Consider the following 22,371-nt stretch of genomic DNA (forward strand, 5'->3'; position numbering starts at 1 on the left):
GGGGGCCGGCGGCCGCCGTTCCGCGTCCGTTTCGCGGTCCCGGCGTCGCCGACCCGCCGAGGGGTCCGAATACTTAGGTGGCCCTCACCCGCTCCCCGTACGCTGCCCCTTGTTGGACTGGGGAAAGTTGACCCCGAGGGGAATCGGGGGAGGGGGACGACTCCATGTACAGCGTCATCGTCGTGCCGCCGTCGTGCGGCAGCGTCGCCGAACAACTGAGGATCGGCACCGGAGACCGCATCGAGTTCGGCCGGGCGGAATCCAGCGGCGGACTCGCCATCGCGCACGCGGGAGTGCCACGGGTCGCCGGGGAGATCGCCGCACACCGGACGTTCTGGCTGCTGAGCAACCTCAGCGAGGACCAGACCTACGTGGTGGAGAACCCGGAGGGGGCCGGCGAGCACATCAAGGTCGCGCCGGGCCGCGTGGAGGCACCCGTGCCGTTCGAGCTGTCGCGCGTGACCCTGCCCGCCGCCGGGGACCTGCTCAGCTTCGACGTCTGGGCACCGCGGCACGCCTTCCGCAGCGTCGAGCGCCGGGGCCTGGAGGGGACCGGCACCGTACCGGCGTTCGCGCTGGACCGCACCAAACGGTACTTCGCGGTGCTGGCCGCCCTGTGCGAGCGCCGCCTGCGCGGAGAGCCCCGGGCGCCGCTGCCCGCGGTCGAGGAGATCGTGGAGCGGCTGCGGCCCAGCTGGCCCAAGGTCAGCCGCTCCGCCGTGTACTGGAACATCGACTACCTCGCCGTCAAACTGCGGCTGAGACCCGGCCCGGAGACCGCCGAGGCGGGCCGGCGCACCCACGGCAAGAAGGAGTCGCTGGCCTCCCTCGCCCTCCGCTTCGACCTGGTCCGCGAGGACGACCTCGTGGTGCTCGCGCCGGTCCCGAGCGGGGCGAAGCGGTGACCGGGCGGCCGTACGCGGTCCCGGTGCCGAAGGGATACCGGGTCGGGCCGTGGGAGGTGGGCGAGCCGGTCGCCTCCGGCGCGTTCGCCACCGTCTACGAGGCGGTCCGCGACGCGTCCGGCGCGCCGGGCACCTCCGACGGCGGCGAACCGCCGCGACGGGCGGCACTGAAGTTCCTGCCCACCGGCACCCGTACGCCGCGCCAGCTGCACCACCTGCGCGACCTGGCCGAACGCGAGGTGCAGGTGCTGCGGCGGCTGCGCGCGCCCCGCCTCATCCGGATGTACGACGCGCTGACGGTCGACGATCCGGACCGTCCCGAACTGGACGGCGCGACCGTCCTGGTTCTGGAGCGGGCCGAGGGATCCCTGGACGCCGTACTGGCGCGGACGCCGGTCCCGGAGTCCGGGCCGGCCCTGCTGGCCCAGATCTGCGAGGGCCTGCACCAGCTGCACCACGCGGGCTGGGTGCACGGCGACCTGAAACCGGCCAACGTGCTGCTGATGGCGGACGGTTCGGCCCGCCTCGCCGACTTCAACCTGGCCGCCGAGCTGGAGGGCACCCACGCCTACACGCCCGCCTTCGCCACCCCGGACTACACCCCGCCCGAACTGCTGTGGCCCGAGGTCGACGAACGCGGCACCCGCATCCGCCCGTCGGCCGACGTGTGGGCCTTCGGCGTCCTCGCGCACGTCGTCCTCACCGGTGCCTTCCCGCTGCCCGGCGGCACCTCGGAGACACGCTCCGACGCCGCGATGCGCTACGCCCGGGGCCGTGAGGAACTGCGCCTGTCCCCCGCCCTGCCCGACGCCTGGCGGGACATCCTGCGGGACTGCCTGGCCCCGACCCACGCGGAACGCGCCACCGACACCGCCGTGCTGCTGCGCCGGGTGGAGGAGGCGACGGGGGCCTCCCGGTCGGCACGGCTGCCCAGGCTGCGCCCCCGCCGGTGGCGGCGGCCCGTCCTGTCGGCGGCGGTCACGGCGGCGGTCGCGGCCGCGGTGAGCCTCGCCTACACCGCCCCCTGGGAGCCGGCCCCGGCCGCCGCGGCGCCTCCCACCTGCGAGAAGCCCGTGGTGTACGAGGACGCCGCGCACGGCGCCGGCTACATGGCGGGCCACAGCGGCACCTGGGACTTCACCATCAAGCGGGGAGACGGCGGAAGCCAGGTCAGGGAGTTGCAGTGCCTGCTCCGCCACCTCCACGGCATCGAGGAGGTCGGCGAGGTGGACGGCGACTTCGGTCCGAAGACCCACGGCGCGGTCGTCACCTTCCAGCAGCGGGCGGGCCTGGACGCGGACGGCATGGTGGGCCCGGCGACGTGGCGGGCGTTGCGCAAGAGCGAGGAGTCCCGGTGACGGCCCCGGGGCAGCGCCGCGGCCCGTCCTCTCCCTGAGGGAGGACGGGCCGCGGGGTGGGCGTGGCAGCGGGGCGGCTCAGCAGCGGTGGCGGGTGCTACCGGCGGGCGGCCCCGCGTGTACCGCTCAGTGGAAGAAGTGCCTCGTCCCGGTGAAGTACATCGTCACGCCGGCCTTCTTCGCGGCCTCGACGACCAGTTCGTCGCGGACCGAACCGCCGGGCTGGACCACGGCCTTCACGCCGGCCCCGGTGAGGATCTCCAGGCCGTCCGGGAAGGGGAAGAACGCGTCGGAGGCGGCGTACGCCCCCTGCGCGCGCTCGGCTCCGGCCCGCTCCACCGCGAGCTTCGCGGAGTCGACCCGGTTGACCTGGCCCATGCCGACGCCGACCGAGGCGCCGTCCTTGGCGAGGAGGATGGCGTTGGACTTGACGGCCCGGCACGCCTTCCAGGCGAAGGACAGCTCGGCCAGCTCCGCCTCGGACAGCGCCTCGCCGGTCGCGAGGGTCCAGGTGGCCGGGTCGTCGCCCTCGGCCTGGAGGCGGTCGGTGACCTGGAGGAGGGCGCCGCCGTCGATCGGCTTGACCTCGACCGGGGCGGCGGGCGCCTCGGGGGCGCGCAGCACACGGATGTTCTTCTTCTTGGTGAGGGCTTCGAGGGCGCCGTCCTCGTAGTCCGGCGCGACGATGACCTCGGTGAAGATCTCGGCGACCTGCTCGGCCATCTCCTTGGAGACCGGGCGGTTGACCGCGATCACCCCGCCGTACGCGGAGACCGGGTCGCAGTCGTGCGCCTTGCGGTGCGCCTCGGCGACGTCCGCGCCGACCGCGATGCCGCACGGGTTGGCGTGCTTGATGATCGCGACGCAGGGCTCGGCGTGGTCGTACGCGGCACGGCGGGCGGCGTCCGTGTCCGTGTAGTTGTTGTACGACATCTCCTTGCCGTGCAGCTGCTCGGCCTGGGCGAGGCCACCGCCCTCGGGGGAGGTGTAGAGCGCGGCGGGCTGGTGCGGGTTCTCGCCGTAGCGCAGGGTGTGGGCGCGCTCGTAGGTGGCGCCGAGGAAGTCGGGGAAGCCGGACTCGTCGACGGGGGCGTACTCGGCGGCGAACCAGGAGGCGACGGCCACGTCGTACGCGGCGGTGTGCTGGAAGGCCTCGGCGGCCAGGCGCTTGCGGGCGGCCAGGTCGAAGCCGCCGTCCTTGACCGCGGAGAGCACGTCGGCGTACCGGGCCGGGCTGGTGACGACCGCGACGGAGGGGTGGTTCTTGGCGGCGGCGCGCACCATGGAGGGGCCGCCGATGTCGATCTGCTCGACGCACTCGTCGGCCGTGGCGCCCGAGGCGACGGTCTCGCGGAACGGGTAGAGGTTGACCACGACCAGGTCGAACGGTGCCACGCCCAGCTCGTCGAGCTGCTGACGGTGGCTCTCCAGGCGCAGGTCGGCGAGGATGCCGGCGTGCACCTTGGGGTGCAGGGTCTTGACCCGGCCGTCCAGGCACTCGGGGAAGCCGGTCAGCTCCTCGACCTTGGTGACGGGGACACCGGCGGCGGCGATCCGCCCGGCGGTGGACCCGGTGGAGACCAGCTCGACGCCGGCCTCGTGCAGCCCGCGCGCGAGCTCCTCGAGCCCGGTCTTGTCGTAGACGCTGACGAGTGCGCGACGGATGGCCCGCTTGTTGCTTCCGGCGGTGGCGGTCACTGGATAACTACCTTTCGTCCCTCAATGCGATAGCCGTTGCGGGCGAGCCGCCCCACGACATCGACGAGCAGCCTTCGCTCGACTTCCTTGATGCGCTCGTGCAGAGCGGCACCTTCGTCTTCGTAGTCCTCGTCCCGGACCTCCACCACGCCCTGCGCGATGATCGGCCCGGTGTCGACGCCGTCGTCGACGAAGTGGACGGTGCAGCCCGTGACCCTGGCGCCGTACGCGAGCGCGTCCCGCACACCGTGGGCCCCCGGGAAGCTGGGGAGGAGGGCGGGGTGGGTGTTGACGAACCGCCCGCCGAACCGCGCGAGGAACTCCTTCCCCACGATCTTCATGAACCCGGCCGAGACGACGAGGTCCGGCTCGTGGGCCGCGACGGCCTCGGCGAGCGCCGCGTCCCACTCCGCACGGGTCCCGTAGTCCTTGACCTTCCGTACGAAGGTCGCCACCCCGGCACGCTCGGCGCGGGCGAGCCCTTCGATGCCGTCGCGGTCGGCGCCGACGGCCACGATCTCGGCCCCGTAGGCGCCGGCGCCGGCGGCGGCGATCTCGTCGAGGAGTGCCTGGAGGTTGGTGCCGGATCCGGAGACCAGCACGACGAGGCGCTTGGCTCGCCGGTCCACGGGCTTGGCGGCCACGGTGGGGGCCTTTCTCGGGAAAGCGATCTCTTTGTACGGTCGTACGAATGCTTCGCGACCCGGGATACGGGGAAGTCTACGAAGCGGCCGACCGTCAGCAAGGATACCGGCACACCGGACGGCCCCCTCGGGACGGGGGCGTGGCCGGAAGGTAGCGTCTGCGTGGAGCCGGTGCGGGAACGCGGCCTGCGTGTCGGGCGTTCACCAGACGTACCGACTCGTTCGCCCGTTCCACCAGCTCGCCCGTTCCACCAGCCGCCCGTTCATCGTCGCCAAGGGGAAGACGCTCAGTTGATGCCGGACCGCAGCCTGCGACTGCTCACGCTCCCCCAGCAGTCGGCGCAGCCAGGGGAGCGCAGCACCGTGTTGCTGCGGGAGCGCCCCTCGTCACCGCCCGACACGCCCTCGGACCGGAGGAGCGGCGGCGGGCAGGACGGCTCCTCCGACCAGGACAACCCCTTCGCACCGCCCCCCGAGGGCACGCCGGACCGCCCCTGGCAGCCGCGGCACCCGTCGGGCGACGGCGATTCCCAGGACGCGTCCGGCTCCCAGGGCGAGGGCGGCCGTTCCCCGTGGGGCGGCCGGTGGAGCGACCGGCAGCCCGGCCGGTCCCCCGGCGGCTTCGGCGAGCGACCCGGCGGTTCCGGTGGCCCCGAGAGCCCGAGCGGCGGTCCCGGCCCCCGCTGGGACCCGACGGACCCCGCCCAGCGGCGCGCCCGCTACGCCCTGCTGAGCGGCATGTGGGCCCTGTTCTTCGCCCTCTTCACCTGGCCTTACGTGGCCCTGCTGCTCGGCGCCCTGGCCCTGTACTGGGGCATCAGCGCGCTGCGCGCCAAGCCCCGCACCGCCTCCTCCGACCCGGACACACCGGCCCCGCCCGAGCAGCAGACGGGCCGCCCGCAACGCACCGCCGCGATCAGCGGCCTGGTCACGTCGTCCCTGGCCATCGTCCTGGTCGCCGCGTCCTTCGGCGCCCAGTTGATCTACAGCGACTACTACACCTGCCGCGAGGACGCCCTGACCAACGCGGCGGAACAGTCCTGCGAGCGCCACCTGCCGGAGCAACTGCGCCCCCTGCTGGGCACGGAGGACTGAGCTCCCCTCTCGCCACCGGACGCGCCTCTCAGCCCGTCCGGCGCTTGAGGACGAGGCCCGTCCAGGGCCGAAGCGGGGGTCTGGGGGCGCCAGCCCCCAGGGACGGGAACGGCCGGACGTGCCTCTCAGCCCGTCCGGCGCTTGAGGACGAGGCCCGTCCAGGGCCGAAGCGGGGGTCTGGGGGCGGCAGCCCCCAGGGACGGGAACGGGAAGGGGCGGCGGGGGCGAAAAGGCCCGGTCGGCACCGACGTCACTCCCCACCGCGAGGCGACGACTGCCCGGGCCCGTCGGCCGGCAGCAGGTCGTACGCGCCCCCACCGTCACCGTCGTACAACCCGAACGGCACCGCGTCCGCGTCCACATCCACCCCCGCCCCGGCCCCGGCCCCGGCGTCCTTCGCCTCCCGCCCCCGCCCCAGGGACGGCACCGGGACCCGCGCCCACCACCGCCGACGCCCACCTCCGTCGGCCGACTCCTCGTCCCCGGCCGCTTCCCCGGCCCCGGACGCCTCCACCACCGTCTCCCGCACGGGAGCGCTCCGACCCCGCCACGCCCGCGCCGTCACGGCCACCGGGACCGCCACCATCCCGATCCACACCAGCGTCGCGGCCCCGGCCTGCCACCAGACCGGCCCGAACCGGGCGAGCGCGGCGCTGCCCAGCGGCCCGCCGGCGAACGCGGCCAGCAGGGCGACGAGCACCGCGCACAGAACGGCGGCCACGACGGCGGCGGCAGCGGTCCGCCGCCACGACCACCCCCCGGCGACGGGGCCGGCCCCCGGCACGTCCGGCACGTCCGGTGCGGCCAGCACGTCCGGCCCGTCCGGCACATCCGCACAGGCCGCCCGCGCCGTGAACCACCCCACCACCACCCCCGCCACCAGCGGCACCGCCCCGGCCGCCCAGTGCAGCGGCGTACCGGGCCCCGCGTCCGGCACCGCCGCCAGCAGCGGGAACGGCGGCAGCAGCGCGGCGGGTGCGGAGGCGGTCGGCGCCACGACATGCCCGGCCCCCAGGACGAAACCGGGACCGAGGGCGTACACCGCCGCCCACACCGCCGCGTTCGGCACCAGCGCCAGACAGAGCAGCAGGACGGCGAACCTCCCCGACCACCCCTCCGTCAGCCGCAGGAACGCCTCCCCCGCGGCGGCCGAGTGCCATACGAGCGACACCGCGAGGAGCAGCGCGCCGCCGCCGACCAGTACCGCCGCACCGGCGCCCGCGGCGCGCGTCGCGGCGCCCAGGCGCGCGTCCGGCTCCACCATCAGCTCCCGCAGCTTCCGCGGCAGCACCCGCAGGGCCCGTCCCACGGGCCCGCCCGGCCGGCCGAACGCCGTCCACACACCGGCGCCCGCCGCTCCCATGGCGACCAGCGGCAGACACACCGCCGCCCACCACGCCGAGGGGCGCAGCGCGCCGCCCTGCGCGTACAGCACGACGGGCCCGGCGACGGCGAGGTAGCCGAGGACGACCCCGGTCCAGGCCACGCGTGCGGAGACGGGCGGCGGCCCGGCGTCCGGGACTCCCGCCAGCCACGCGGGGCGTCCCCCGGCCCCCGCCTTGGGAGCCGACCCCACGGCCACGCCCACACCGTCCCCGGGGTCCGTGGCGTCCCGGGCGGCGCGGTGCAGCAGCCACACCGGCAGCAGGAGGAACAGCAACGGGGTGACGCCGACGGGAGCGGGGGTGCCGGAGAGCGTGTCGGCGCGCACCAGTTCCGCACCGTGGGCCAGCACCCACAGCGCGGCGGCGACGTGGAGGGTGCCCCCGGGCCCGCTGTCGGGGTACGGCGAACTGATCCACAGCAGCGTCACGAGCGCGGCGCACGCCGCGAGCCCCAGCACCGCCGCGACCACTCCGCCGAGGAGTCCGGCGGCCAGCCCGGGCGACCGGTCGCGCCAGCGAGCGCGCAACAGGGAGAGCGGGGCGGGTCGAGCGGTCGTCTGGATCACGCCCGCCATGCTCCCAACGACACGCGCTTTCCCGGTGTAACGGGCGAAGCCCCGTTGTGTCGCTCAATATATGCTTATGTACTTTTTCGTACGAAGGGGTGCCTTGTGACACGCAGCCCCGCGACCCCGCTCCCCCCTCCCAAGGCCCGCCGACGCCTGCGTGAGACCGCCGCTCTGACACAGACTCAGCTCGCGGACCGGGTGGGCGTCACCCCCGGGACGGTCCGTGCGTGGGAGAGCGGCCGCACGACTCCGCGAGGCCGGAAGCGGGAGGCGTACGCGAAGCTGCTGAAGACGCTGGCCGAGGAAGAGACGGCACGGCAGGCGCGGCAGGAGCAGGAAAAGCAGGAAGAACAGGCGAAACGGAATCAAGAACGGGAGCAGAAGCAGGCGCAGGCACAGGCGCAGAAACAGGATCAGGAAGGGCTACGAGAACCGGAGCTGAAGCCGGAACCGGAACCGGAGCCGAAGCCCGAGCCCGTCGCGCTGACGCCCGCTCAGGCCTTCGACGCGCTCTACGCGTTCAGCGCCCCCGCCCTCGTACGGCAGACCTTCCTGCTGACCGGCCGGCGCGAGCAGGCGCGCGAGTCGGTGGAGCGGGCCTTCCAGGCCGCCTGGGAGCGCTGGCCCGAGGTGGCCCGCGACCGGGACCCGGTGGGCTGGGTGCGGGCGACGGCGTACGAGTACGCGCTCTCGCCCTGGCAGCGACTGCGCCCGCGCCACCGGCATCCGGAGCCGCCGCCCGCCGACCCCGGAGACCGTACCCTGCTGAACACCCTGCTCAGGCTCCCCCCGCGGCACCGCCGCACGCTCGTGCTGTACGACGGTGTGGGCCTGGACCTGCCCGAGACGGCGGCGGAGACGGAGGCGAGCACCCCGGCGACGGCGAACCGGCTGCTGCGTGCCCGCGAGGCCGTCGCAGGACGGCTGCCCGCACTGGCCGACCCGCAGGTGCTGCACCGGAGGCTGGCCGAGCTGGCGTCGAACGAGCGGCTACGGGCGGCCGAACCGCCGACCGTGCGCAGGGGCGGCGAACGGCGGGCGCGGTTCTGGACCCGGGCCGCGATCGCGTTCACGGTCGCCCTCATCGGGACGACGGCCCTGACCGTGCGCACCGCGCCCACGCACTACGAACCGCCCGTCTCCCCCGGCCAGGCGGTGCGCGGCGTGCCCCAGCGGGTGGCCCCGGGCGCGCTGTCGGACGAGGAGCTGGAGCTGCGGCAGAAGCTGCGGGACCAGTTGCAGGACGGGCCGGAGCGGCTGAGCCCGAGGCTCGAATGACGTGGCTGGGCGCACGGAGACGCCGAGTGGCCCGACCCCTGTGGACAGAGGGCGGGCCACTCGGTGCGGCACAGGCGCTCGGCCTGCGCGCGAGGCGGTGTCAGCCGGCCAGGATGGCGCGGGCGAGCTTCGCCGTCTCGGTCGGCGTCTTGCCGACCTTGACGCCGGCGGCCTCCAGGGCCTCCTTCTTCGCCTGGGCGGTGCCGGACGAACCGGAGACGATGGCGCCGGCGTGGCCCATGGTCTTGCCCTCGGGCGCGGTGAAGCCCGCGACGTAGCCGACGACCGGCTTCGTCACGTTCTTCGAGATGTACTCGGCCGCACGCTCCTCGGCGTCGCCGCCGATCTCGCCGATCATGACGATCAGGTCGGTCTCGGGGTCGGCCTCGAACGCGGCGAGCGCGTCGATGTGCGTGGTGCCGATGATCGGGTCGCCACCGATGCCGACGGCGGTCGAGAAGCCGATGTCGCGCAGCTCGTACATCATCTGGTACGTCAGCGTGCCGGACTTCGAGACCAGGCCGATGCGGCCCGGCTTGGTGATGTCGCCCGGGATGATGCCGACGTTGGACTGGCCGGGGGTGATGATGCCGGGGCAGTTCGGGCCGATGATCCGGGTCTTGTTGCCCTTCTTGCCGGCGTACGACCAGAAGGCGGCCGAGTCGTGCACGGCGATGCCCTCGGTGATGACGACGGCCAGCGGGATCTCGGCGTCGATGGCCTCGACGACGGCGTCCTTGGTGAACTTCTCCGGCACGAAGATGACGGAGACGTTGGCGCCGGTCTTCTCGATGGCCTCCTTGACGGTGCCGAAGACCGGTACCTCGGTGCCGTCGAAGTCCACGGTGGTGCCCGCCTTGCGCGGGTTCACGCCGCCCACGACCTCGGTGCCGTCACCCAGCATGAGCTTGGTGTGCTTCATGCCGGTGGCGCCGGTCATGCCCTGGACGATGACCTTGCTGTCCTTGTTGAGCCAGATAGCCATGGTGTGTTGGTGTCCTCGTCCTGAGTGCTTACTTGGCGGCGGCGTGAGCCAGCTCGGCGGCCTTGTCGGCCGCGCCGTCCATGGTGTCGACGCGCTGGACCAGCGGGTGGTTGGCGTCGGTGAGGATCTTGCGGCCCAGCTCGGCGTTGTTGCCGTCGAGACGGACGACGAGCGGCTTCTCGACCTTCTCGCCGCGGTCCTCCAGGAGCTTCAGCGCCTGGACGATGCCGTTGGCGACCTCGTCGCAGGCGGTGATGCCGCCGAAGACGTTGACGAACACGGAGCGGACGTCCGGGTCGCCGAGGATGATCTCCAGGCCGTTCGCCATGACCTGGGCGGAGGCGCCGCCACCGATGTCCAGGAAGTTGGCGGGCTTGACGTTGCCGTGCGCCTCACCGGCGTAGGCGACGACGTCCAGGGTGCTCATGACGAGACCCGCGCCGTTGCCGATGATGCCGACCTCGCCGTCGAGCTTGACGTAGTTGAGGTTCTTCTCCTTGGCGGCGGCCTCGAGCGGGTTGGCCGCGGCCTTGTCGTGGAGGGCCTCGAAGTCGGGGTGACGGAACTCGGCGTTGTCGTCCAGCGACACCTTGCCGTCGAGGGCGATGACGTCCCCGGAGACGACCTTGGCCAGCGGGTTGACCTCGACCAGGAGGGCGTCCTCCTTGATGAAGGTGTCCCACAGCTTGACCAGGATGTCGGCGACCTGGTCGGCGACCTCGGCCGGGAACTTCGCGGCCTCGACGATCTCGCGCGCCTTCTCCGGCGTCACGCCGTCGATCGCGTCGATCGGGGTCTTGGCGACGGCCTCCGGACGGGTGGCCGCCACCTCCTCGATCTCCATGCCGCCCTCGACGGAGGCGATGGAGAGGAAGGTGCGGTTGGCACGGTCGAGGAGGAAGGAGACGTAGTACTCCTCGACGATCTCGGGGGCGGTCTCGGCGATCATCACCTTGTGGACCGTGTGGCCCTTGATGTCCATCCCGAGGATGTCCGTCGCGCGGGCGACGGCCTCGTCCGCCGAGGCGGCCAGCTTCACGCCACCGGCCTTGCCGCGGCCACCGACCTTCACCTGGGCCTTGACGACGGACTTGCCGCCCAGACGCTCGGTGATCTCGCGCGCCGCCTCAGGCGTGTCGATGACTTCACCGGCCAGCACCGGTACATCGTGCTTGGCGAAGAGGTCCCTCGCCTGGTACTCGAACAGGTCCACGCGCTTCCGTCCCTATCAGTGATCTCGCGGTTCGTTGGATGCGTGGGCGTGCCGCGAAGGGCAACGTGACGTCCGCTGTGAGTCACAAGGGGGGCGCACACGGTGTCCGAGCGCGCGGCATGTCCGTCTCGCAGGTTATCGCCGCTTGCGGAGGGTCTCTAAATCGTGGGTCACACCTGAGCGGTGATGCCTGTCACATGATGCCGTACTCACTGGCACGCGGTGCCGTGTGTGAGCCGGACACGGAGGGTCCCGAGACCCGGTGAAGGGCCTCACCGGGCTGGGGTATGACCCGGTGAGGCCCGTGGGCTCCCCGGCGGCCGCACGGGTGCGGGTCCGCCGGGGTGCGGGCCGGACGATCCCCACCCCAATGGGGATCGTCCGGCCCGGACCGCGGGGTTTCGGCCGGACGGAGGCCGACGGCTTTCGGCCGTCCGGGGCCTGCCGCCCCGCGGGGTCTGTGTCCGCCTGCCCGCCTGCCGCGGAAACGGGCCCTGAGGTGCCCTGAGGTGCCAGTGCCCGCGCCCGGTCCCGTGCGCCGCGCCCGGTACGCCGTCCGCGGGGCCTCGGGCCTCGGGTCTCGGGCCTCGGGCCGGGTGATCGGCGCGCTGGGACGGGACGCCCGGACTGTGAGGAGTCGTCTCGGGCGATCCGCGCGGTACCTGCGGACTCGGGGTGCAGGGCGTACACGGGGTACGGGGCGGAGACGGCGGACGCGGCATCCGGAACGGACGTACGGAAGGGCGGGTGCGCGACAGGGACGCGGCGGAGGCGCCGCCCCGTTCTAGGCAGGGGAGACCGGGATGTCCCGGTACGGCTCGCGGACCCCGGCCGTGTCGGACCGCTCGGCGGCGCCGGGGACGAGCCGGAACGTGAACCGGTACTGCGGGGCCACCGCGCGGGTGTCCCCGTGGCGCGGCGTGCCCTGGTCGGCACCGGACGCGGTGCCGAGCGTGCCGTCGGGGTCGCCGTGGGGCGCGGGGTGGGTGGGGGCGTACTCGGTGTGCTCGGACCCGGCTGCCCGGTGCGTGCGAGGGTGCGCGTCCGGCGCCGCTCCGACGCCGGACTCCGGCCCGTACCCGACGACGCCTGCCGGCGTTCCGGCTCCCCCGGCGACCGGGGTGTTAGCGGCATCGGAGGCATCGGCGACATCGGACGGGTCCGCGGAACGGGAGGTGTCCGTCACCGTCGGCGCGGGATCGGCCGGCGGATCCGGAACGGCCGGCCGTGCGCCACCGGAAGACTCGCTCCGACCGCCCGGGTCCGGCACGTCGCTCAGGCCCGACAGGTCGATGAGGTCCGGCACATCGATGAGGTCCGGCACGTCGACCGGGCCCGACGGATCCGTCGGGCCGGACGGGCCCGGGAGCCCGGCTGCTCCCTCGGCCGCCGTCACCACCGTCGCCACCGCGTCACCGGCCGGTCGTACGACCTGGTCGTCCACGGTCCGGACGAGGTTCTCGGTGACGGGACGGAGGTCCGGAAGCAACGCGCCGGAGCCCGGCCCCGGCACCGCTTCGGCGGCCCGGGCGGATCCCCCGGCCGACGGGCGGCTCCGTGTCTGCGCGGAGACGTCGAGGACCCGGCCGACCGCGTCCTTCAGGTTCCCCGGCTCCTCGTCCGCCGCATGGGCCCGCCCTCCGCAGAGCAGCCCGAGTACGCACAACCCGCCCACCAGCAGCGCCACGTGCAGCGCACGCCGCCCGGCCGCCGTGCGCAGGACGCGCAGAGCGGCACCGGGCAGGGCTGCTGACCAGATCAAGAGGGGAAGGTTCCTCCCGTGCGGCGGAACGGGCCGCGCGTCGAACAACGCATCGACACGCCGCGCGATACTCGCACGGGGATCCAGAGGTTGCGCAAGCCCGGTCATGCCGATGGCCCGTCATATCCGTTTTGCCCGCGGGAATCGGGGCGCCTCGGATCGACACCTCGTCATCCGGCGTCCGGAATCGGCAGGGGTCTCCTCTCGATCGCCGCCGCCATCACCTCCGGGAAGAGGTCGGGCGTGCAGGCGAAGGCCGGTGCGCCGAGCGCCGCGAGGGCCGCCGCGTGTTCCCGGTCGTAGGCGGGCGTCCCCTCGTCGGACAGGGCCAGCAGCGTCACGAAGCGCACCCCGGCCGTCTGCATCGCCGCGACCCGCTTGAGCATCTCGTCGCGGATGCCTCCCTCGTACAGGTCGCTGATCAGCACGACCACCGTCTCCGCGGGCCGGGTGATCCGCGACTGGCAGTACGCCAGCGCGCGGTTGATGTCCGTACCGCCGCCGAGCCGGGTGCCGAAGAGCACGTCGACCGGGTCGTCGAGCTGGTCGGTGAGGTCGGCGACCGCCGTGTCGAAGACGACGAGCCGGGTCTCCAGCGAGCGCATGGACGCCAGCACCGCGCCGAACACGGACGCGTACACGACGGACGCCGCCATCGACCCCGACTGGTCGACGCAGAGGACGACCTCCTTCTTCACCGAACGCGACGCCCGCGCGTAACCGACGAGCCGCTCCGGCACGACCGTGCGGTGCTCCGGCAGGTAGTGCTTGAGGTTGGCCGCGATCGTGCGGTTCCAGTCGATGTCGTGGTGGCGGGGGCGGCCGGTGCGGGCGCTGCGGTCCAGCGCGCCGGTCAGGGCGGCGCGGGTGCGGGTGGCGAGTCGCTTCTCCAGGTCCTCGACGACCTTGCGCACGACGGCCCGCGCCGTCTCCTTCGTCGTTTCCGGCATCGCCTTGTTCAGGGAGAGCAGGGTGCCGACGAGGTGCACGTCGGGCTCCACCGCCTCGAGCATCTCCGGCTCCAGCAGGAGGGTGGCGATCCCGAGCCGGTCGATCGCGTCCCGCTGCATGACCTGCACGACGGAGGAGGGGAAGTAGGTCCGGATGTCCCCCAGCCAGCGTGCCACGGCCGGTGCGGACGCCCCGAGCCCCGCCGCACGGTCCCGGCTCGCCCGCGGGGCGTCCCCCTTTCCATAGAGGGCGGTGAGCGCCCCGTCCATCGCGGCGTCCCGTCCGGCGAGCGCGTGGCCGGTGCCGTCGGCCGGGTCGCCGCCTAGTACGAGGCGCCACCGTCGCAACCGCTCCGCTGCCGCGTCGGCGACCACCGCCCCGGTCGCCGACTCCCGTCCCGTGACGGGCCCGGCCAGGTCTCCCGCCGCGAGTCCGCTAACGCGTCCAGTCGCGTGCCCGGTCGCGTGTCCAGTCTTGCGTTCGGTCGCGTGTCCGGCCGTACGTCCGGTCGCGTGTCCGGTCGTACGTTCAGTCATGTGTCCGCCCCCACCAGGTCGTCGTCGTCCGGCGCCGGGTCCCGGCCCAGCAGCAGCCGGACGACCGGCAGCACCGCGTCGGCCCGCTCGGTGTCGAGGCCGGTCGCGAAGCCGGGTATGCCGGAACCGGCCCGGGTCACGCTCCCCCGTGCCGCCGGTCCGCGTCCGACCAGCTCGCCGAGGCTGCGGCGCACGCCCGGCTCGAAGGCGGAGAACGTACGGCGCAGCAGGGGCAGTACGTCCGTGAACGCGTCGGCCGGTACGCCGGTCAGCCAGGAGTCGACCAGGGCCAGCAGCCGGTCGTCGTGCAGCAGGAGCATGCCGCCGCCCGAGCCGGCGCCGACGAAGCCCTCGATCCAGGCCGCCGCGTCCGCCGGGGGCGTCCCCGGGGACAGCACCAGGCCCATGAGCCGCGCCGCCTCCTCCGGTGCCAGCTCGCCGTCGTCCAGCAGGAGCCGTACGGCACGCCCGCGCACGGAGCCCGGCACGGTGTCCCGCGCGGAGAGGGCCCGCAGCACGGCCCGCCAGCGGGACCCCAGGTCGCTGCGGCCCGGCGCGAGGGCGTCGCCGAGCAGGCTCACCGCCGTGTGCACGGCGTCCACGTGGCGGCGCATCTCCTCGGCCGCGTCGGCGTCCAGGGCGGCGCAGGCCGCGGGCAGGCCGACGAAGACGCGCTCGGCGAGCCCCGCGGCGACCTCGGCCAGCGCGCCGGTGTCCGTGCCGCGCACATCGCCGTAGCGCAACGAGCGGACGAGGGCGGGCAGCGCCTGGGCGAGGTGGCCGACGTCCGTGTCGAGCGCGGCCCGGTCGGCGAGTATCCGCATCACCGGCGCGAGCGTGTCCGGCAGTTCGGCCAGCAGGCAGCGTTCGGCGAGGGCGGTGAGCCCGGCGAGGTCAGGTGCGGTGACGGCGTCCGCCTCAGCCCTGGCGGTCGCGGCGGACCGCACGGTCGTGCCCCACACCCCGGCCTCGGCGACCCGCACCGACAACTCCGGCTCCCACCGCAGCCGCCACGTCTCCCGGAAGGTGCCCGTGCTGCGTGAGGCGACCGGCTCGCCCCAGCCGACACCGAGCAGCCGCAGCCGGTGCAGCAGTCTGCTGCGCCCGGCGTCGGTTTCCCTGCGCAGGTCCAGTTCCAGCTCCCGTTCGGCCGGCTCGGGGTTGAGCCGCAGCTGCCGCTGGACACGGGTCAGGTCCCGCTGCAACGGCACCGCGGGCGCCCCCGGCGGCACCTCCCCCAGCACGTCGCCGACCACCAGACGGTCGTGCACCAGCGCCAGCGGCACGTCCGAGCCGTCGCACATCACCGCCCGCACGGCGTCCGTCGTCTCGCCCAGCCCGGGCAGCGGGCGTCCCCGGATCACCGCGAGCGTCTCGGCCAGCCGCGCCGCCTCGATGACGTGTGCCGGGGAGACGATCCTGTCCTCGTCCCGGAGCAGTCCCGCCACCTTGGTCAGCCACCGCTCGACGGGCCGGTCGGCCGCCGCGAACAGATGCGCGTACCAGCCCGGTGACTCGATGCCCGCCCCGTAGCCACCCGCGCGGGACAGTCTGCGATGGGTCCAGGGCACCCAGGTCATCTCCACCTTCGCCCTGGGCAGCCCCTTCAGCAGGGCCCGGTCGGCGGCGACGGTGGCCGGACGCCGCAGTGCGGGCACGTGCCACGCCCCGCAGACCACGGCCACCCCCTGGGCGAACTCCCGTCGCGCCGCCCGGACCTGGAGCCGCATGTGGGCCTCGCGCACGAGGTCCCGCGCGTCCACGGCACCCCGCTCGCCACCCTCCCCTTCTCCCTCGTCGCCGTCGTCCCCTTCTCCCTCTTCGCCGTCGCCCCGGCTCTCCCCCTCGGTCTCGCGCAGCGCCGTCATGGCCTCCTCCACCGCCCTGAACGGAGCGAGCACATCCCCCTCTCCCGGGCCCCGGTGCTCGATCACGTCCTCCCACCAGCGCTCGGGGTCGTCGTGTCCGGCGGCCGCGGCGAGGGCGGCGAGCGGATCACCGCGCACGTCGGGGGACGCGGTGCCCGGCCGGTCTCCGGGGTCAGGGCCGGCCGCCCGGCCGTCCACGTGGTCCTCCGCCTGGTCCTCCGCAGCCCGCCACGCCAGCGTGTGGGTGGCCGGGAGGTCGATGAAGCGGGCCGGGACGTCGTGCTCCAGGGCCCAGCGGAGGGCCACCCACTCCGGAGAGAACTCGGCCAGCGGCCAGAACGCCGACCGGCCGGGCTCGTCCACGGCGTGGGCGAGGAGCGCGACCGGCGGCCGCATGTCCTCGTCGGCGGCCAGCGGGATCAGGGCATCGGCCTCGGGCGGCCCTTCGACCAGCACGATCCCCGGCCGCACCGCGTCCAGCGCGGCCCGCACCGCCCGGGCCGACCCCGGCCCGTGGTGGCGTACGCCGAGCAGGACCGTCCGGCCACCGGGCTCCCGGGCACCGCCGCCCGGCCCGCCGGATCCGCCGCTCCCGGCCCGGTCAGTGCCCGTCACACCGTCCTCCTCGCCTGCGGGTCCAGCTCGAGTCCCCGTCGTCGCCCGTCGCACCGGCCACCGCCGCGCCGGTCACCGCCGTACCGGCCACCGCCGCGCCCGCCCGTCCCCGACTCGTCCGCATCCCCGTGCCGTTCACGCGGTCACCTCCCGGCAGGCCCGGTAGAAGTCCTGCCAGCCGTCCCGCTCGCGCACGACGGTCTCCAGGTACTCCTGCCAGACGACCCGGTCGGTACCCGGGTCGCGGACCACCGCGCCGAGGACGCCCGCGGCGACGTCGCCGGGCCGCAGCACCCCGTCGCCGAAGTGGGCGGACAGCGCGAGGCCCCCGGTGACGACCGAGATGGCCTCGGCCGTGGACAGCGTGCCGCTGGGCGACTTGACCTTCGTACGGCCGTCGCTCGTCAGCCCGTCCCGCAGCTCGCGGAAGACGGTGACGACGCGTCGGATCTCGTCGGTGCCGTCGGGCGCCGGCGGCAGGTCGAGGGAGCGGCCGATCTGGTCGACGCGGCGCGTGACGATGTCGACCTCGGCCTCGGCGCTGGCCGGCAGCGGCAGCACGACCGTGTTGAAGCGGCGGCGCAGGGCGCTGGACAGGTCGTTGACCCCGCGGTCGCGGTCGTTGGCGGTGGCGATCAGGTTGAAGCCGCGCACCGCCTGCACCTCCTGGCCCAGCTCCGGTATCGGCAGGGTCTTCTCCGACAGGATCGTGATCAGCGTGTCCTGCACGTCGGCCGGGATGCGGGTCAGCTCCTCCACGCGGACGGTCGTGCCCTCCGTCATCGCCCGCATGACCGGGCTGGGCACCAGGGCGTCCCGGCTGGGGCCGTGGGCGAGGAGCCGCGCGTAGTTCCAGCCGTAGCGGATCGCTTCCTCGGGGGTGCCTGCCGTCCCCTGCACGAGCAGGGTCGAGTCGCCGCTGACGGCGGCGGCGAGGTGCTCGGACACCCAGGTCTTCGCGGTGCCGGGCACGCCGAGCAGGAGCAGGGCGCGGTCGGTGGCGAGCGTGGTGACGGCGACCTCGACGATGCGGCGCGGGCCCACGTACTTCGGGGTGATCACCGTGCCGTCGGACAGGGTGCCGCCGAGCAGGTAGGTGGCGACGGCCCACGGCGACAGCTTCCAGCGGGCCGGGCGCGGGTGGTCGTCCCGTGCGGCCAGCGCGGCCAGTTCGGCCGCGAACGCGTCCTCGGCGTGCGGCCGCAACACGTCGGCCGCCGACGTCTGTTCTCCGAATGCGGGCATGGCTGCTTCCCCCTCCAGCTAGGCCGGTCCGAACTGTCATCCACGGTGCACCACGCCACTGACAATCGCTCTGACCTGCGGAAATGTCGTGGCTGAGGTCATTGTCAGTGGGGGGATCTACCTTCGATGGCATGGCTCGGCACGGGGCGGGCCGGGGTGGGGAGTCGGCGACGAGGGGGACGGTGTGAGGGCTTTGCGAGAGCCGGGCGGCGAGGGCGGGCGCGAGCCCGCGGTGGAGGGGACCGCGGGTCCGTCCGCCCCCGCGTCCGGCGACCCGGAGGCGGCACGGCGCCGGGCGGAGCGGCGGGCCGAGCGGATCACCGCGGGCGCCACGGAGCTGGAGCAGCGGCTCGCGGACCTCCTGCGCGCCGGTCTGGCCGGCGCCGAGCAGACGGGAGGCGGGCCGTGGGAGGAGACGGCGGCCCGCATGGTCGACGCCCAGGCGCCCGGTCTGGCCTCGCGGGTGCGGGAGTTGGGCGCCATCCCCTCCTCGGGTCCCGGCTGGCCGGTGCGGCTGCTGGAGGAGTGTGCCCTGCTTCATCTGCTGGACCGGGGGTGGCTGCACCGCGAGCGGCTGCCGGACGGCCTGGCGGCGACGGTCCGTTCACGCGTGGGTCTGACCACGTCCGCGGACGGCCCGCCGGTGCGGGACCACTGGCTGGTCCTCGCCCAGTACGACACCGCGGACGCCCGGCTGACGACCCGTCGCGTCTGGTTGTACGGCGCGCAGACGGATCGCACGGTGCTGCTCCTCTCCTACGGCGCCGCGGGCCGGTCACCGGAGCTGGCGCTGCCGGTGGGGCTGGCCCTGGAGGCGGAGGTCTCCGCGTATCCGGACGCGGGCCGGCAGCGAGTGGCCCTCGGCCGGAGATTCGCGCCGCCCGAGCCGGCCCGGACCCGTCCGAGGGGGATGACGACGTCGCGGGCGGCCGTCCGGTACGGCGAGGCCCTCCGTGACGATCCGTGGCTCGACTCGGTGCCGGTGGTCCTGGATCGCGTCGTCCCCGTACCGGACGGCGACGGCTGGCAGTTGGCGGACGCCGACGGGGACACGGCGCTGCCGCTCTCCCGGACGACTGGCGGCCAACCGGGGCTATGGCGGCTGGTCGCGCTGTCGGGCGGTGCGCCCGTCACGGTCTTCGGCGAGTGCGGGCACCGCGGCTTCGCGCCGCTGACGGCCTGGCCGGCCGGACCGGGTACGGCGGTGCCGCTGTGCTGACCCGTCCCACGGGATTGGAACCGGAGGGGAACGACATGACCAGGACGCCCGCTCCCACGGACCCGTCCGTACCGACACCGACCACCGTGCCGTGGCCGTCCGTTGCCCCCACCGGCTCCCCCACGCCTGACGCGACCCCAGCCCCCGCCCAGCCCCGCGCGAGCACCGGCCCCGGGGCCGGCACCGAGCCCGCGACCGACGCGGACACCGCCGGCTCCCCGCCCGGAGCCGACTCCGTCGCGGGCGCGGGGACCGGCGCACGGCCGGATCCCGCGGCGGAGGTCACCGCCCGGCCCGCGTCGGGCCGCCCGCCCGCGGTCTCCTCCGCGCACGCGTCGGCTCGCGGACCCGGTGTCTGGGAGGAGCTGGTCACCTCGGCGCTGCTGGGCACGGACCGGCGTACGCCGCCGGGCGGGGAGCGCGGGCCGGGGGCAGCGGCCGCGTTGCTGGACGCGGCCGCGGCGGAGACCGTACGCCGTCGCGCGGGTCTGCGACCGGCCCGCGCGGCCCGTCGCCCCGAGCCCGCGCCCGAGGACCCCCGCCCGGCGCTGCCGGAGGCGGCCGCCCGTCGGCTCGCGACGCTGCTCACCGACCGCCCCGGGACGGCGGGCGGCGGCCGCAGGGGCAGCGCGCCCGATCTGATGGAGTTGCTGCCCCAGTGGCTGGCGACGGCGAACGCCCGCGGTTTCGCGGCCCCGCCCCAAGCGCTTCCGGCGCTGCTGGACGCGGCGCGGGGACGTACGGACCTGCGGCCGGCGGCGCTGAAGTTCGCGGGGCCGCGGGCCCTGTGGCTGGCCGGGTTGAACCCGGACTGGCGGTTCGCCCTGCGCGCGACGCCCGGCGGCGGGGCCGCACCGCCGGGCTCCGGTGCCTCGGAGCGGGCGCGGAAGCTCTGGGCGGAGGGCCTGTTCGCCGAACGGGTCGCTCTCCTGGCGTCCCTGCGCGCCCGCGATGCCGTCGGCGCACGCGAGCTGCTGGCGTCGACCTGGGCGACGGAACGGGCCGAGGACCGGCTGATGTTCCTCGACTCGCTGCGGACGGGACTGGAGGCGGCGGACGAGCCTTTCCTGGAGCAGGCGTTGGCCGATCGCAGCCGCAACGTACGGGCCACGGCGGCGGAGTTGCTGTCGGCGCTGCCGCAGTCGGCGCTGGCCGCACGGATGGCGGCGCGGGCCGCGACATGCGTGTCGCTCGACCGCACCCGCACCCCGCCGGGGATCGCCGTCGAGGCACCGCACGAGTGCGACGCGAGCATGGAGCGGGACGGCGTGGTGGCCAAGCCGCCCGCCGGGCGCGGGGAAAGGTCGTGGTGGTTCGGCCAGTTGGTGGAGGCCGCCCCGCTGGCCACCTGGCCGGCCCGGCTCGGGGGCCGTACGGCCGAGGAGATCGTCGCCCTGCCGGTGTCGGACGGCTGGCAGGGCGAGCTGCACGCCGCGTGGTGCCGCGCGGCGGTGCGCCAGCGCGACGGCGTGTGGGCGAGAGCGCTGCTGGGCGCGCCCACGGCGCCCGAGGCGGGCGGTCCGGGCGCGGTGTCCCTGGCCGAGCGGGCCAAGCTGCTCGGCACACTGGGCGCCGGCGAACGCGCCGAGTGGGTCGCCGGGTTCATCTCGACGCACGGGCTGTCCGAGGCGTTCCAGCTGCTCGGCATGTGCGGCGTGCCGTGGGCCACGCCGCTCGGCCGGGCGGTGGTCGACGCGCTCAACATCGCCCGGGACGCCGGGAGCTACCCGTGGAGCTTCAGCGGCGTCATGGGTCTGGCCGAACGCTGCCTCGATCCCTCGGAGGCGGGCCGCCTCGACGGCCTGCTGGCGATACCCGACGAGCCGGAGGACGCGTCGCCGGGGGCCGGGGGGTATTGGGCGGAGGCGTTCCAGCGGCTCGTCACGACGTTGCGTCTGCGGGCGGCGATGGCCGAGGAACTCCGGGCGGGCTCGTGCGGCACCGCCCCGCAAGGCACCGCTCCGTGAGGCACCGCACCGCAAGGCACCGCTCCGTGAGACACCGTCCCGTTGCCCGCAGCCCGCGCTCACGGCGGTCCGAGGCGCGCCCGGCGGACGCCCGCGCGGGCCTCGTACCGGCGAACCGGTCGGCGGCCAGGCCCGACGAACCGGCCTCACGGACGCGCCTCACGGACGGGTCTGACGGACAGAACCGGGCGGACAGAACCGGACTGACAGTCCCTGCCCTGGGCCGGGACGGACGGTCCCGCCTAGGCCCCCGCGGGCTCCCGCACGTTCGCCCGGACCCAGTCCACGATGGACGCCGTGGTCGCGCCTGGCGTGAAGATCTCCGCGACGCCCTTCTCCTTCAGCGGGGCGATGTCCGCCTCGGGGATGATCCCGCCGCCGAAGACCAGGATGTCCGCGGCGTCCCGCTCCCGGAGCAGCTCGATCACGGCGGCGAAGAGCGTGTTGTGCGCACCGGAGAGGATGGACAGCCCGATCGCGTCGGCGTCCTCCTGGATCGCGGTGTCGACGATCTGCTCGGGCGTCTGGTGGAGCCCCGTGTAGATGACCTCCATACCGGCGTCGCGCAGGGCCCGCGCGATCACCTTGGCCCCGCGATCGTGGCCGTCGAGCCCCGGCTTGGCCACCACCACGCGGATCGGACCGGCTGCCACACCCATCACTGCCTCCATGAAGCGACTACATCCATCCGTACGACAAGTACCGCACACTCCACGTCCTCGCGGCGCGCGAACCCCGCACCACAGTGTCCGGGGGAAGTGAACGAACGTTATCGCCAGCATCCCGCAACCGGCAGTTTCGCGGTGGATACAGAGGGGGAAATCACACGGTGGGACATGTTCGCCGCGCACCGCTCCAGGGCGCGGCGGCACTACGCGCACGGAGAGCCGCAGCGGGGCAGTACGGGTCGGCAGCGAGCCGAGCCCCACCGCCGTTTCACCGACACCACAGGCCGCATACGGCCCACAGGACTCTGATACGGCATGCCGACACACGGGTAGGCATAAACCTCGCACACAGCACCAATCCCTGGTGTCACGGCGCTCCACGAGGGCACACGGGGGACAGAGGCGTCCCT

The 22,371-nt window shown here is 74.4% G+C and carries 16 protein-coding genes; 6 read left to right on the top strand and 10 right to left on the bottom strand.

What is annotated here, in order from left to right; genetic code table 11:
* Positions 1–164: 164 nt before the first annotated feature.
* Both B9W62_RS14980 and B9W62_RS14985 read left to right on the top strand, forming a co-directional pair.
* Positions 165–905: a hypothetical protein gene (locus B9W62_RS14980; protein WP_087807664.1), complete on the top strand. Its 741-nt coding sequence runs from the start codon at positions 165–167 to the stop codon at positions 903–905.
* Complete coding sequence (locus tag B9W62_RS14985; protein ID WP_087807665.1) at positions 902–2,263, top strand: protein kinase domain-containing protein; 1,362 nt, start codon at positions 902–904, stop codon at positions 2,261–2,263. Before B9W62_RS14980 ends, B9W62_RS14985 begins: the two co-directional genes overlap by 4 nt.
* A 126-nt stretch (positions 2,264–2,389) precedes the next feature.
* Here the strand turns inward: B9W62_RS14985 and purH are convergent, their stop codons facing one another.
* Together purH and purN are read right to left on the bottom strand one after the other, a co-directional pair.
* Complete coding sequence (gene purH, locus B9W62_RS14990) at positions 2,390–3,961, bottom strand: bifunctional phosphoribosylaminoimidazolecarboxamide formyltransferase/IMP cyclohydrolase (RefSeq protein ID WP_087807666.1); 1,572 nt, start codon at positions 3,959–3,961, stop codon at positions 2,390–2,392.
* A complete protein-coding gene (gene purN / locus B9W62_RS14995) occupies positions 3,958–4,605 on the bottom strand; it encodes a phosphoribosylglycinamide formyltransferase (protein ID WP_087807667.1) in 648 nt (215 codons plus the stop codon). The genes purH and purN overlap by 4 nt, the downstream gene beginning before the upstream one ends.
* Before the next feature lie 294 nt (positions 4,606–4,899).
* Between purN and B9W62_RS15000 the strand changes: the two genes are divergently transcribed.
* A complete protein-coding gene (locus tag B9W62_RS15000; RefSeq protein WP_087807668.1) occupies positions 4,900–5,700 on the top strand; it encodes a hypothetical protein in 801 nt (266 codons plus the stop codon).
* A gap of 250 nt (positions 5,701–5,950) precedes the next feature.
* Here B9W62_RS15000 and B9W62_RS15005 read toward each other — a convergent pair whose 3' ends face one another.
* Positions 5,951–7,660 (bottom strand): cell division protein PerM, encoded by a 1,710-nt coding sequence (locus B9W62_RS15005; RefSeq protein WP_087807669.1) that lies wholly within the window; start codon positions 7,658–7,660, stop codon positions 5,951–5,953.
* 96 nt (positions 7,661–7,756) lie between these two features.
* Between B9W62_RS15005 and B9W62_RS15010 the strand changes: the two genes are divergently transcribed.
* Positions 7,757–8,932 carry a helix-turn-helix domain-containing protein gene (locus tag B9W62_RS15010; protein ID WP_179235495.1) on the top strand — a complete coding sequence of 392 codons (1,176 nt, stop codon included), beginning with the start codon at positions 7,757–7,759 and terminating at the stop codon, positions 8,930–8,932.
* Positions 8,933–9,032: 100 nt separating this feature from the next.
* On the opposite strand, the gene sucD is transcribed toward B9W62_RS15010, so the two are convergent.
* The 6 genes from sucD to B9W62_RS15045 all read right to left on the bottom strand — a co-directional run bounded on the left by sucD (position 9,033) and on the right by B9W62_RS15045 (position 18,107).
* A complete protein-coding gene (gene sucD / locus B9W62_RS15015) occupies positions 9,033–9,917 on the bottom strand; it encodes a succinate--CoA ligase subunit alpha (RefSeq protein ID WP_030145560.1) in 885 nt (294 codons plus the stop codon).
* 28 nt (positions 9,918–9,945) lie between these two features.
* Positions 9,946–11,130: an ADP-forming succinate--CoA ligase subunit beta gene (gene sucC, locus B9W62_RS15020; RefSeq protein ID WP_087807670.1), complete on the bottom strand. Its 1,185-nt coding sequence runs from the start codon at positions 11,128–11,130 to the stop codon at positions 9,946–9,948.
* 784 nt (positions 11,131–11,914) lie between these two features.
* A complete protein-coding gene (locus tag B9W62_RS15030; protein ID WP_087807671.1) occupies positions 11,915–12,892 on the bottom strand; it encodes a hypothetical protein in 978 nt (325 codons plus the stop codon).
* Between the two features lie 170 nt (positions 12,893–13,062).
* Positions 13,063–14,217: a VWA domain-containing protein gene (locus tag B9W62_RS15035; RefSeq protein WP_087807672.1), complete on the bottom strand. Its 1,155-nt coding sequence runs from the start codon at positions 14,215–14,217 to the stop codon at positions 13,063–13,065.
* A 158-nt stretch (positions 14,218–14,375) separates the two neighbouring features.
* On the bottom strand, positions 14,376–16,862 hold the full coding sequence (locus B9W62_RS15040; RefSeq protein ID WP_087807673.1) for a DUF5682 family protein: 2,487 nt from the start codon (positions 16,860–16,862) through the stop codon (positions 14,376–14,378).
* 135 nt (positions 16,863–16,997) lie between these two features.
* Positions 16,998–18,107: an ATP-binding protein gene (locus B9W62_RS15045; RefSeq protein WP_087807674.1), complete on the bottom strand. Its 1,110-nt coding sequence runs from the start codon at positions 18,105–18,107 to the stop codon at positions 16,998–17,000.
* A 184-nt stretch (positions 18,108–18,291) separates the two neighbouring features.
* Between B9W62_RS15045 and B9W62_RS15050 the strand changes: the two genes are divergently transcribed.
* Entirely contained in the window at positions 18,292–19,326 is a 1,035-nt protein-coding gene (locus B9W62_RS15050; RefSeq protein WP_256976364.1) for a hypothetical protein, read from the top strand.
* Between the two features lie 35 nt (positions 19,327–19,361).
* Positions 19,362–21,293: a DUF5691 domain-containing protein gene (locus B9W62_RS15055; RefSeq protein WP_087807676.1), complete on the top strand. Its 1,932-nt coding sequence runs from the start codon at positions 19,362–19,364 to the stop codon at positions 21,291–21,293.
* A 242-nt stretch (positions 21,294–21,535) separates the two neighbouring features.
* Here the strand turns inward: B9W62_RS15055 and B9W62_RS15060 are convergent, their stop codons facing one another.
* Positions 21,536–21,952, bottom strand: a complete 417-nt coding sequence (locus B9W62_RS15060; RefSeq protein WP_003974171.1) for a coenzyme B12-dependent isobutyryl CoA mutase small subunit — start codon at positions 21,950–21,952, stop codon at positions 21,536–21,538.
* Positions 21,953–22,371: the final 419 nt, after the last annotated feature.

Origin of the sequence: Streptomyces sp. CS113, from assembly GCF_002188365.1 — a bacterium.
Lineage (GTDB): Bacteria > Actinomycetota > Actinomycetes > Streptomycetales > Streptomycetaceae > Streptomyces > Streptomyces tendae.